Origin of the sequence: Devosia sp. MC1541 (assembly GCF_012847305.1) — a bacterium.
Lineage (GTDB): Bacteria > Pseudomonadota > Alphaproteobacteria > Rhizobiales > Devosiaceae > Devosia.
Map to the genome: position 1 here is coordinate 1 of NZ_JABBDZ010000013.1, position 12,345 is coordinate 12,345.

At 57.6% G+C, this 12,345-nt stretch carries 11 protein-coding genes; 6 read left to right on the top strand and 5 right to left on the bottom strand.

All coding sequences use genetic code 11. The features are described from left to right. Positions 1 to 224: 224 nt before the first annotated feature. Positions 225 to 596, bottom strand: coding sequence for an FAD-binding protein (locus tag HKD40_RS13120; RefSeq protein WP_169196233.1), 372 nt, complete (start codon positions 594 to 596; stop codon positions 225 to 227). A gap of 842 nt (positions 597 to 1,438) precedes the next feature. Here HKD40_RS13120 and HKD40_RS13125 point away from each other — a divergent pair. The 3 genes from HKD40_RS13125 to HKD40_RS13135 are packed head-to-tail and all read left to right on the top strand — an operon-like array spanning position 1,439 to position 4,257. Then, positions 1,439 to 2,548, top strand: a complete 1,110-nt coding sequence (locus HKD40_RS13125; RefSeq protein WP_169196234.1) for an NAD(P) transhydrogenase subunit alpha — start codon at positions 1,439 to 1,441, stop codon at positions 2,546 to 2,548. Between the two features lie 15 nt (positions 2,549 to 2,563). Next, positions 2,564 to 2,872 carry an NAD(P) transhydrogenase subunit alpha gene (locus tag HKD40_RS13130; protein ID WP_169196235.1) on the top strand — a complete coding sequence of 103 codons (309 nt, stop codon included), beginning with the start codon at positions 2,564 to 2,566 and terminating at the stop codon, positions 2,870 to 2,872. After that, positions 2,869 to 4,257, top strand: a complete 1,389-nt coding sequence (locus tag HKD40_RS13135) for an NAD(P)(+) transhydrogenase (Re/Si-specific) subunit beta (RefSeq protein WP_169196236.1) — start codon at positions 2,869 to 2,871, stop codon at positions 4,255 to 4,257. Before HKD40_RS13130 ends, HKD40_RS13135 begins: the two co-directional genes overlap by 4 nt. Positions 4,258 to 4,987: 730 nt before the next feature. On the opposite strand, the gene HKD40_RS13140 is transcribed toward HKD40_RS13135, so the two are convergent. Then, positions 4,988 to 5,617, bottom strand: a complete 630-nt coding sequence (locus HKD40_RS13140; protein ID WP_349236813.1) for an amidohydrolase family protein — start codon at positions 5,615 to 5,617, stop codon at positions 4,988 to 4,990. On the opposite strand from HKD40_RS13140, the gene HKD40_RS18215 reads away from it, so the two are divergent. Further along, on the top strand, positions 5,559 to 5,762 hold the full coding sequence (locus HKD40_RS18215; protein ID WP_169196232.1) for a hypothetical protein: 204 nt from the start codon (positions 5,559 to 5,561) through the stop codon (positions 5,760 to 5,762). The genes HKD40_RS13140 and HKD40_RS18215 overlap by 59 nt on opposite strands. A 9-nt stretch (positions 5,763 to 5,771) precedes the next feature. Here the strand turns inward: HKD40_RS18215 and HKD40_RS13150 are convergent, their stop codons facing one another. After that, positions 5,772 to 6,056, bottom strand: a complete 285-nt coding sequence (locus HKD40_RS13150; RefSeq protein ID WP_169196237.1) for a helix-turn-helix domain-containing protein — start codon at positions 6,054 to 6,056, stop codon at positions 5,772 to 5,774. A 158-nt stretch (positions 6,057 to 6,214) separates the two neighbouring features. Further along, on the bottom strand, positions 6,215 to 8,833 hold the full coding sequence (ligD, locus tag HKD40_RS13155) for a DNA ligase D (protein WP_169196238.1): 2,619 nt from the start codon (positions 8,831 to 8,833) through the stop codon (positions 6,215 to 6,217). A 335-nt stretch (positions 8,834 to 9,168) separates the two neighbouring features. Here ligD and HKD40_RS13160 point away from each other — a divergent pair, with 335 nt between their 5' ends. Then, complete coding sequence (locus HKD40_RS13160; RefSeq protein ID WP_169196317.1) at positions 9,169 to 10,044, top strand: Ku protein; 876 nt, start codon at positions 9,169 to 9,171, stop codon at positions 10,042 to 10,044. Here the strand turns inward: HKD40_RS13160 and HKD40_RS13165 are convergent. After that, complete coding sequence (locus HKD40_RS13165; protein WP_169196239.1) at positions 10,041 to 10,871, bottom strand: Ku protein; 831 nt, start codon at positions 10,869 to 10,871, stop codon at positions 10,041 to 10,043. The genes HKD40_RS13160 and HKD40_RS13165 overlap by 4 nt on opposite strands. A gap of 364 nt (positions 10,872 to 11,235) precedes the next feature. Here HKD40_RS13165 and HKD40_RS13170 point away from each other — a divergent pair, with 364 nt between their 5' ends. Beyond that, on the top strand, positions 11,236 to 12,264 hold the full coding sequence (locus HKD40_RS13170) for an ABC transporter substrate-binding protein (protein ID WP_169196240.1): 1,029 nt from the start codon (positions 11,236 to 11,238) through the stop codon (positions 12,262 to 12,264). Positions 12,265 to 12,345 lie beyond the last annotated feature (81 nt).

Sequence of the window (12,345 nt, forward strand, 5' to 3'; positions counted from 1 at the left end):
TCGTCTGACGTAGCGGCCTGGAGCCGATTGTCGGCTCACTGTCCCAACTACGACGCTTTTAGTATCTCTGACGAACGGCAGCTTTTAAGTAGTACTACAAGGCCGCTTGACGTCTCAAATGGGGGCGTTTGCTGAATGTCCGCTTTGGGCGGTGTATGATCTAAAGTAGCCATTGGTTCGGCGGGATACCTAGGTCTCGGTTAGGGCCGAAAGCGAACTGGCTGTTAATAAGCACCGCTGGCGAGAAAACGCATTGCATCTTCCTCGGGGTCCTCGAAGCCTTCGGCTTTCATTGCAGCGTTGTTCGGGACGTAGTACACGCCACCCGACTTGACAGTTGTCCCACCATAAGTGGCGGACTTTTCGAGCAGAATGACCTCTGCGTCATTGCCGATGGCTAGAATCGCCGCAGCACTTGCCGCGCCACCAGAGCCCACGATGATAACATCTGTAGTGTCGTTCCAGCCGCTCGTTGCAGCGACTTCCTGGGCCAGGAGGGGCGCCACTGGCCCCAGAGACACTGCAGCCTCGGCGCCTGCGGCTGCCAAGAAATGTCGGCGAGAGAGCCGAGGCTCCAGCGCTTCGTTTTCAGCCAAGTTAAATACCTCCCATAGACAAACTGGCCGTTGGTGATCTTTCCGGCGGCACCTGATCGTGTTGTGGTGCCGATGCCTATCCCCACGGACGACCGACGAGCGGACCTTACGTGTTGCCGACCTGGTGGATAATGATCCGGGCAAACTCGAGCGGGTTTCGGCCGCGCTCAAGCTCCCTGCCCAGAAGAACAACCGCGACCATGTTGTGATCATCATTGCCCTCGAAAGGGCCCTAGAAGGGCTTTGACTGGCTCTGGCGCGCTTCAGCAATCTGCTCGCCCTGCCCGACGCCACCGAGGAAGCGGGCGCAGCAGGGTGGAAAAGATTCAATGCCAATGACGCTTTTCGCGCATCAGCTCCAGTTGCGTCGGGTTCTGATGGACGGATTCTGTCGCTTGTCGTTACAACGGAAACTGACGGGATTAAAGAAATGCCGTGCCAAACTCTAGGCGGGGTTGTTCTTTTTCTATGTCCAAAAGTTCGTGGAGATTTTCAGGTTACGGATGACTGTAAGTAGAAGCTATTTCGAAAACCATTGATGCTACATTTTACATAAAACTGAACTCTTGTATGGAAGTTGGGCCGTTATTTTCATAGTAAATCGGGCTAACCTGCGACTTTTTGTACATCAGTTCTAAACAGGGTGCGTCGGAGGATAATTTAAAAGTACGATTATTCTGCGTATTTTCGAACGCCGGAAACCCTAAGCGTCAGATTTTAATCTACTAATACCAAAGTCTTATAGGTGGCGGGGTGCTGACTGCTGCCACATCATCGCCCATATTCCTCGACCGCCCGCGAGGCCGCTCTCAGCGGTCCTGGGCTAGTTGAGAGGAATTTTAATGGGCCAGAATACGCATAAGGCCGTCATTGCTGTGCTGGCGGAAACGTTGCCAGGGGAACGCCGCGTTGCATTAGTGCCAGCAGATATTGGCAAGCTCGCCCAATACGACATCGTCGTTGAGGCTGGTGCTGGCCTGAATGCTGGCTTTGTAGACGAAGACTATAGCGCTGCCGGTGGCAAGATCCTTGCGCGCGCCGAGGCAATTGCCGTCGCCGATCTGGTTCTGGCCGTCCGCGCACCCGATTTCGCCGGCTTTGCCCCCGGCAAGGTGGTGATTTCGCTTGGCGGCCGCGACGCTGCCGTCGCCGATGCCGCGGCCAAGGCGCAGATCGTCCATCTCGGCATGGAGCGCCTCCCGCGCATCACCCGCGCCCAGAGCATGGACGTCCTGTCGTCCCAGGCCTCCATCGCCGGCTATTCAGCGGTTCTCGAAGGCGCACGCCATCTCGATACCCTCCTGCCGATGATGACGACCGCCGCAGGCATCGTCCGCCCGGCCAAGATGATCGCCCTCGGCGCCGGCGTTGCCGGTCTGCAGGCCCTCGCTACCGCCCGCCGTCTCGGCGCAGTCACCTATGGCTTTGACGTGCGCGAAGCCGCCCGCGAGCAGGTTGAAAGCCTTGGCGCTGAGTTCGTCTTCCCCGACGTTCCGGATGCAAAGGCCGAAGGCACTGGCGGCTACGCTGCCGCCCAGAGCGACGACCAGCAGTTCCGTCTGCGCCGCGCCCTCACCGAGGCCCTGTCGCGCACCAATCTGATCATCACCAGCGCCCAGATCCCGGATCGCGTCGCGCCGATCCTCATCGATGAGGAAACCATCGCGGCCATGCTTCCCGGCACGGTGATCGTCGACATGGCCGCCGAAACCGGTGGCAATGTCACAATCACCAAGCCCGACCAGATCGTTCGCCACGGCCGCGTCACCGTGATCGGCCCGACCAATCTGCCAAGCTGTGCGCCCACCGATTCCAGCCGCCTCTACAGCGGCAACATGCGCACCCTGCTGACCCATCTCTGCAAGGCGGGCCCGCTCAATTTGCAGGCTGGCGACGAAATCCTCGATGCCCTCGCTGGCGATCAGGCTCTGCCTGCTCGCGCAGCCTCTTAACACGGAGGCAGGTTCATGCCCGAAACAACGACCATCCAACTCTTCGTGTTCCTGCTGGCCAGCTTTGTCGGCCTCATGACCATCCACCGCGTGCCGCCCCTGCTGCACACCCCGCTGATGGCGGCGACCAATGCGATGTCCGGCATTTCGCTCGTGGCATCGCTGGTTCTGGCCGGCGCCAATCACGGCTGGCTCGGCACCATTTTCGGCACCATCGCCGTGGCCATGGCCATGGCCAACGTCGTCGGCGGCTTCCTGATCACAGACCGCATGCTGGCCATGTTCAAGACCGACAACAAGAAGGCCGATAAGGCAGCGAAATGACCGATACCTTTATTCAGATCGCCTACCTTGTAGCGGCATTCCTCTTCATCAACGCGCTGCGCGTCCTCGGTCGTCCGGAAACGGCGCGCCGCGGCATGCAGATGGCAGCCCTCGGCATGCTCATTGCCGTGGTGGCAACGCTGTTCCACGCCCGTATCGTTGAATATCACTGGATCGTGGTCGGCATCTTCGCCGGCGCCGCCATCGGCTATCCGCTCGGCATGTTCGTGCCGATGACGGCCATGCCCCAGCGTATCGCCATCAGTCACGCTTTTGGTGCGCTGGCTGCAACCCTCGTGGGCCTGGGCGAATACCACCACGGCTTCACCACCAATCACCTCGATAGCGGCCACGTTGCGGCCCTCGCGCTCGAAGTGCTTCTCGGTGGTCTGACCGTCACCGGCTCGATCATGGCGGCCGGCAAGCTGCAGGGCTGGTTGCCGCAGAAGCCGATCACCTTCCCCTTCCAGAACATCTCCAACTTCATCCTGCTCGGCATTGCCGTCATCGGCTTTGTCTGGATGCTCATAGTGCCCGATGCCTGGCCAGTGTTCATCGTCATGCTGGTCGTCTCGCTGGCCATCGGCGTGCTCATCGTTCTGCCGATCGGTGGCGCCGACATGCCGGTGGTGGTGTCGCTCCTCAACGCCTATGCAGGTCTTGCCGCTGTCGCGACCGGCTTCGCGCTCGACAACAACATCCTGATCATCGTCGGCGCACTCGATGGTGCCAGCGGCATCATCCTCTCGCTCGCCATGTCGAAGGCCATGAACCGTTCCTTCGCCAACGTGCTGTTCGGCGCCTTTGGTTCGGACAGCGTAGCCGCGACTGCCGCAGATGGTTCGACCGGCGGCGAAATGAAGCCGGTCTCGGCTGAAGACGCGGCCCTGCGCATGGCCTATGCCAAGCGCGTGGTCATCGTCCCGGGCTACGGCCTCGCCGTTTCCCAAGCCCAGCATCAGGTGCGCGAACTTGCCGACCTCATCGAAAAGCGCGGCGGCGACGTCAAGTTCGCCATCCACCCCGTCGCTGGTCGCATGCCCGGCCACATGAACGTGCTGCTCGCCGAAGCCGGTGTCGCTTACGACAAGCTGATCGACATGGAGGAGATCAACGAGAAGTTCCCGGAAACCGACGTGGTGTTGGTCATCGGCGCCAACGACGTGGTCAACCCTGCCGCCAGCACCAACCCGTCCTCGCCCATCTATGGCATGCCGATCCTCAAGGTCTCGGAAGCCCAGAGCGTCATCGCCATGAAGCGCGGTCCGGGCAAGGGTTTCTCCGGCGTCGAGAACGAACTCTTCTTCGACGAAAAGACCTCGATGCTCTTCGGCGACGCCAAGCAGTCGCTCGTCGAACTCATCTCCCAGGTCAAGGAAGCCTAAGACTTCTTCTAGCACCGACAAACAACAATACCGCAGTCCCCCAGGCTGCGGTGTTTTCGTGTTTGGGGCTAAGAAATGTTCGTGACTAACCTTTCGTAGATCAATCGTTCTGCGAGCGCTTCGGCCTCTTTACCCCGCCTGAGGACAATCTCTCTGGCCTTTTCAAATAGCTCGTCCAATTTTGCGCTGATCGCTTCATTAAGACGACGAATATCGCTCGAGTTTACAGCTTAAGCTGGGGCATTCTGGTCGGAAATACGGGCCTTAGTTTGTGAAATTGAAGCAGCTGCATGTCGGAGAAGGGCGCGGTTGACGACACTAGGGCAGGGCCGGCACATCATCGATGCCGCGATGCCGCGATGCCGCGATGCCGCGATGCCGCGATGCCGCGATGCCGCGATGCCGCAAAATTTGAGTTTGGCATGGAGCGAAGTGCGGCTGCTTTTAGGAGCTGTCGGCAGTTGAACAAATGTCTGAAATGCGGGCGCATAGCTGTCCCTGACCCGTAGGTTGCCTAGCACAATCTGGATTTGATTATCCAAGAAAGGGTGCCGCGACGGCGGCCGGCGAATGTTTTTCTCCACTTCCCGCCAGTCGCTCAGATATTTGCCAATTTGGTCGTCTTCCTCAATATTTTGTCACACAAACAGACCCAAATTCGCGTTAGGTCGCCAACCTTGTTCGGAGGTACAGGTGTTGATGCTGGACGCGAGGTGCGACAAGACTATGGTTATGGCCTAGATTTGACCACTCGCCCATTCGCCATAATCACCGGCATATGCATCCCGTCGCCCTGCAAAAGCGAGATGTCGGACAGTGGATTGCCGTCAATGACGATAAGGTCTGCGAAGGCCCCTTCGGCGATGATGCCCGCCTTGCCTTCGAGGTGGCAGAGCTTGGCGCCGACTAGGGTTGCAGATTGGATGATCTCGGCTGGCGTGAGCACCTTGGCGAGCAGTTCAAATTCCATGCAGTGATATTTGCGCAGTTCTCCCAAGAGGTCCGAGCCGAATGCCATTGGCAGTCCGGCATCGCGCATGATTTCAAGCGAGCGCAGGCCGCCAGACCGAACAGTGTCAATCTTCGCAAATTCGGCTGCGCCGAGGCCCAGCGCTTCGCCCTCGAGTGCAAGAGCGTCGTAGGCAACCAACGTTGGAACAGCGATGCAGCCCTTTTCAGCGGCAAGCTTGGCAGTGTCCGGCTCGATCAGGTTGCAATGCTCAAGCGAACGCACGCCCAGCTCTACGCAGCGGCGGATGGATTTGTCGGTGTAGACGTGGGCCGAGACATAGAGCCCAGCATTGTCGGCTTCTTCGACCATCGCTTCAATTTCCGCACGGGAATATTGGATCGAGTGGATTGGGTCGTTCGGCGAAGAAACCCCGCCGTTCCTAGATTGGGTCAACGGTCCTGAAGACGAGCTCGGGCAGCTCCCGACCCCATTGCGGCCGTATCGTCTCAACATCCTCGCGCCCGAAAGCTCGCGTCCGATGAACCTCCCTTAGCTCCTGCTATCATCTTTCATCGAACTTTCGGCGGGAGCCCTTGATGTAGTCTTTCTGCGCCCGTGCCCATGATGCCAGCGTCAACAAGGGTTCGTGGAGAGACCTTCCCTGCTCGGTCAGTTCGTAGTCGACCCGCGGGGGGGGGGGGGGGGCGAAGGCTGTGCGTGTGACGAGCCCGTTGCGCTCCAGCCCTCGCAGGGTAGTCGTCAACATCTTGTGGGAGACGCCGGGTATGGCCCGCTGGAGCGCGTTGAACCGCATCGGTCCATGCGTGGACAATGCGCCGACGATCATAATCTCTTGAGGGAGTTGCTTTTAGCGCTAGCACGCTGGTCGGGATGCGGTGCACACTTCCGCTGGCCACTGCGCATAGTTCAAAGGTCGGCTTCACACCGCGCCTGCGTCACCCGCAATTTTGGCCCAAGGCATTAGGTAACGTTGCGAGTCGGTCGCTAGATGCGCTTTATCGCCGGCGCCAGCGGACGTGCACAGTCGTCGTAGTCCGACCATGCGGAAGTGTCTCGCAGCAGGGCAGGGACTGTCCGAATGGTGAAGCGCTTTGGATCCAAGTCGGTCCGCACCTGGTTCCAAGTCAGCGGCATCGACACGGTTGCTCCGGGTCGAGCACGAGGCGAAAGTGGTGCTACCGCCGTCGCCATCCGATCGTTCCTCAAATAGTCGAGGAAGATGCGACCATGACGCTGGTTCTTCGCCATTTTGATAACAAAGCGATCAGGGCTGTCCAGGGCTGCCTGCAGGCAAACGTCCCGCGCGAAGGACTTGGCCTCATCCCAGGAAAGTTGCTTCCCGCGACCAACTGCTAGAGGCGTTACCACGTGGAGACCTTTTCCGCCGGTAGTCTTGCAGAAACTGGCGAGACCCAATTCGTCAAGGCGATCACGCATTTCGCGCGCAGCTGCAACGACCGTCGCGAAAGGGACATCAGGGCCGGGATCGAGGTCGAAGACTAGACGCCCCGGCACCTCTGGACGACCAGGCGCACAATTCCAAGGGTGGAGCTCCAGACCACCGATTTGGGCGATGGCAGCCAGCGCCTCAACGCGATCGATCTGCAAATAGGGCTTCTGGTCGCCGAAGACTTCCACAAGGCTTAAAAGGTTCGAAGTTCCAGGCATCGCGTGGCGCTGAAAGAACTGCTCACCGACAATGCCGTCGGGTGCCCGAATGATCGAGCACGGCCGACCTTTGATGTGGTCAATCAGCCATTGACCAACAGCTTCGAAATACTCAGCTAGATCGACCTTGGTCACTGGACGACCATCCCCAGCATCGGGCCAAAGTTCCTTATCGGGACTGGAGATCAAGACACTCATAATCGGGACCTTTTCGCCTTTGCGATAGGTCTTTGCTTTCGACTTTTCCTGCAAGTTATCGGCGGGGTCGGGAGTCTCGACCTTCGCCGGCGAGGCAGACTTTTCGGCAACCACTTCCTTGGCCGGTTTATCCTCGCGAAGCCCTTTGAAACTTGCATGGCGGACCTGCCCGTCACCTGTCCAGCCCGCGAACTCGATTTCAGCGACCAGTTCCGGCTTTAGCCACACGATTTCGGAAGACTTCTTCGGAGCGCCGACACACGTGAACGGGGGGGTGTCGGTTTCGAGCGCGTTCAATCGTGGTACCAGAGCTTTGAGCTTTTCAGCGCCGTAGCCGGTGCCGACACGGCCGACGTAGACGAAATGTTCTCCGCGATTGACGCCTACGAGCAACGATCTGAAGCGTCCATTGGTGGTGGAATATCCCCCGATAACGACCTCGTGGCTGGCTCGGCATTTCGATTTCAGCCAGAAGTTAGAGCGGCCGGAGATATACCGGGCATCACTCTTCTTGCTGACGATGCCTTCGAGCGACAAACGGCAAGCACTTTTGAGCACAGCTTCTCCTCCGGCCTCGAAATGTTCGACGAGCCGCAAGCGGGGATCGTCACCTGCCTCGGCCAAAATAGATGCTAGGCGCTCCTTTCTTTCTAGGAGTGGTAGGTCTCGCAAGTCTTGCTCGCCCTCAAAGAGGATGTCGAAGGCAAAGAATACAAGCGAGCTCGTTTTGCGTTCCGACAGCGCGGCCTGCAAAGCGGCGAAGTCAGGGGCGCCATTTTCGTCTAGGGCACAGATTTCGCCGTCGATGATGGCGTTTACCACGGATCGTCCCGCCTCTGCGATTTCGGGATATTTAGCGGTCCAGTCTAGCCCTTTGCGCGTTTTAAGAGTGACCTTTCCGGCTTCTACGCGCATTTGAATTCGATAGCCGTCGAACTTTATCTCATGGATCCAGCCGCCCGACGCTGGAGGCCGCGACCCATTTTCACAGAGTTGCGGTTCGATGAATGCTGGAATCGTCACGTCTCTAGTGGATCCGGACGATTTCTTGAATTTGCGCTTCTCCGCCGCCTGGCCGCGCCTGCTGTCCCAAACGGCGTCGGCGTCGTCCGCCTTTGCCAGTATGAAGGGCTTCGGCTTCCTACCTATGCTTGCAGAGATTGCCTCCATGGTGCGCCCAGACGCCACCGAAGTCATATGCTCATCGAGGATGATGGCTCCATTTTCCTCTACGGAGTGATCGTCACGGTGCTTTATCAGCAGCCAGTTTGTGCGCTTGCTACCATCGCGATCATTGCGGAGGCGGACAAGGACATAGCTTCCGTGCAGCCGTTCACCGAACAGGGTGAACTTCAACTCACCTCTGGCAAGGGCCTTCTTCGGCGACGCATCGCCCTCCGGCTCCCAATAGCCTCGATCCCAGAGCATTACGGTACCTCCACCGTATTGCCCCTTGGGGATCGTGCCTTCGAAGTCGCCATAGTCGAGCGGATGATCCTCCACCTCCACAGCAAGGCGCTTGTCTGACGGGTCGATGGAAGGGCCACGTGTCACGGCCCACGATTTTAATACCCCATCCAGCTCCAGACGCAGGTCATAATGCAAACGGGTCGCGTCATGCTTCTGTATTACGAAACGCAAACGCTCCGATCTTTTGATCGGGATTTGACCGCTAGGCTCCTGGGTTTTCTTGAAATCCCTTTTGCTCTTGTATGTCCCGAGTTTGTCGCCAGCCATTGCCCTTGAATCCTGCTCACAGCATTGCGCCGAAGGAGGTCTTCCAGATGCTCCTCCAGCTTCTGATTCAAAGCTTCAACCCGGTAAACGTTCCGCTTCTGCAAGGGGGGCATGGTCCGGTTTCACTGCGATTGTCGGACGAGGAAGGAACTTTGAATGGCACGTCTGGAATTCATTCCATCAATGGAAGCGCGAGCCTTCTCGGCATTTCGTATGGCTGGCTGAGATGCCAAAGTTCATCTTCCGACAGGCGACGTACCGTCCAGCTACGCTGCTATTCGACGGACGAAGGAACGGGAATTACCAACGTCCGTTTTACCCACGTCATTGGAGGAATTGGTATGGCTGCACGGGCTGTCTGGAGCGGGGCGATTAAGATCGCGGAGATTGTATGCCCGGTGAAGATGTACACGGCGGCGACCACTTCCGACCGCATTTCTCTCAATATGGTCAACCGCAAGACGGGGCATCGCCTGAAGCGCGTATATGTAGACCAGCAAACTGGCAAGCCAGTCGAACGCGAGGACCAAGTTAAAGGGTACGAGACCGGCGACGGCCGCTATGTGGTGCTTGAACCAGAGGAAATCTCGGCGGCGGTCCCTCACAGCGATAAGGTGCTGAAGGTCGAAAGTTTCATAGCCTGCGGCCAAATCGAAACGACTTTTTTTGACAAACCGTACTACCTGCTGCCAGCCTCTGATGCCGCTGAGGAAGCCTTTATCCTGCTTCGCGAAGCGCTGCGAAAAGAGAAAGCGGCGGCCATTGCTCACACAGTGCTCTTCAGGCGCCTTCGGCCCGTATTCATCCGGGCACACCGGAAGGGCCTCATCGCCACTACCCTGAATTTTGACTATGAAGTCCGCTCTGCCAAGCAGGCGTTCGAGAAACTTCCTAAGCGAAAGCTGGACTCCGAAATGATCGAATTGGCTGAGCACATTTTGCAAACAAAGGCGGGCACTTTCGACCCAAGCAAATTTGATGACCGCTACGAGGATGCCTTGGCGGATCTTGTGACGGCTATCGCGGAAGGCCGCAAGGTAATCCCGCTCAAACGGCCGGAGCCGACGAAGAAGAATGACCTCCTGGAGGCACTGCGCATGAGCGCTGGCGACAAGCAGCAGAGATCATCGGGGAGTGAGACGCGGACAGGCAAGGCAACGTCCGCCGTGGCGAAGGAAAAGAGTGCAGCGCCTCGCAAGAAGGCGGGCTAGCCTCCCTGCTTTTTCCTCGGCGATGACCCCGGCTTCCCCGCGAGGCTTTTCTTGAGGGCCGCCATTAGGTCAATGATGTTGTTCGACTTTGCATCTTCGGTATCATCGTCCTCAGCCTTAATTTGTTTGGCGGGCTTATGGGCTTTCTTGGACTTGATAATCTCGAGCAGGCGCTCATGAACCGGATCCTCGACCATCGTCTCAGACCACTTGGTGGTGCGATCCTGGATCAGCTTCCCAACCATGGATAGCATCTTCTTGTCGATGGGCCTTTCGTCGACCTGTTCCCAATACTCTTCCTCGTCACGGACTTCATCGCCAAAGCGGAGGGTCCAGAGGACGATGCCCTCGTCCCAGGGCTGGAGCATCACTGCGCGTTCGCGGCCGCGGATAACGAGCCTTGCTAAGCCGACAACACCTTTGTTCGCCATTGCCTGGCGGATCACGCTATAGGCTACTTCGCTGATCTCGGCGTCCGGAATCACGAAATACGGGCTATCAAAGTAAGTCCACTCCACTGAATCTGCAGGAACGAACTCTCCGATGTCGATTGTCTTGGTGCTCTCAAGCTGAACCGCTTCGAGGTCCTCCTCTTCGAGGATGACATAATCCTCATCGCCCCTCTGGTATCCTTTTGCCTGGTCAGTCTTATCGACCGTCTTGCCGGTGACGGAATCTACATACTCTGTATAGATCCGATCCTTGGTATTGCGGTTAAGCGTGTGGAACTTGACCTTTTCGCCTTCCGTGGTCGCCGGCGTCAGCGTTATCGGGCAGGTCACAAGCGAGAGCTTCAGATATCCCTTCCAATATGGACGCACGGCCATCGTAATCTCCTCAGGTCAACCAATGAACGTTGGCGAGGCGCCTGCGTTCCAGAGCCGAGTGCAAAGGTGCTAGTCTCGAGTGGGAGCGCCGCCACATGCATGCGGTGAGGGGATATGCGCCTTGGGCGTATTTTGCCTTCAATCTGGCCCAACGTGATTCTGCGTTGATCCTTCAATTCCCGCCGTGGTTCATACAGCCCGGGCGAAGTTCTGCTTTCGGGCAAAGCCATCTTAAGTCCGCGCAGAGCCCGGATCGGAAAACCTTATAGCACGAATTGGTGTCTCAGTCGATAAAACCGTAATAATAGCATGTACTTAACTCAGTAGCGTAAGTGCGCTGATTATTGGGTTAGGGAGACTATAAATGTTCAAAAGCATTGTGAAAAAGTTCGCTGGCGTAGCGGCTATTGGACTACTAACTGCGGGTAGCACATTCGGCCAATCGGAAATGCCGACGCTGAAGATGGCCCTGGCGGTAGCAGATATGGGCTTCAATCTGACGCCTAACTCAGTCTTCAAACTGGCCAAAGATCTCGGTATTTTCGAACAGCACGGCGTCAAAGTTGAGTTTGTTACCCTCGACGGCACCCCGCAGGCTGTAGCAGCGCTGAATTCCGGGGCTGTAGACATTGCTGATATCACAATCGACTCCATGCTTCGCCTTAGGGCCGACAATGGTGTGCCGGTGCGTGGGTTTCTAGCAAACGGCAAGGGCGGCTCTTTCCTGATTGCCGGCAAGTCAGAGATCGAAAGCGTGGCAAACCTAGCTGGACGCAGCTACGCCATTGCGGACAACGGAAGTCTCGACCACATCCTGACGGTTGCCATGCTGCAGGCGACGAACAATGCGGCGCCGAACTTCGTAGCAATCGGCGCACCTGACGTCCGCGCGCAGGCGCTGGCTGTCGGGCGAATTGATGCCACCACTGTCTCCTTCGGTACCTATTTGTCGATCGCTGATACGCCCGGCATTCATATCATCATGAACACGGATGAATTGGGCACGTTCACCCCGTCCCCTACCAAGTTGATCTCCGCAACAGAGGAGACACTTGAAACTAAGGGCGACGCAATTCAGCGTTTCACCAATGCTGTTGTTGAGACCGCTCGTTTGATGCATGACAACCCAAACCAGTGGGTTGAAGCCGCAGCTGCCGCCCGGGACGACTTACCGCGTGACCGTATTCAGGCCATTTCCGGCTTCCTGAAGGCTCAGTGGTGCCTCGACGGCTGCATGGACATGGACAATCTCACCTATGTTGTAGATCACATCTATGCAGATCGCGACTTTGAAGCCGTTACGCGTATCCCCGCCGCGGACATCTTAAATCTAACCTTCGCTCAGAAGGCCAACGAGACGCTCGGCGCGTATTCACCCACGACGACGCCCTGAGGTTTTATCCGCAGCGCATAATCGGAACGCGCTTAGATAGTGGCTGTACGATCTAGATAAATGATAGCGTCAGCCGGGCCT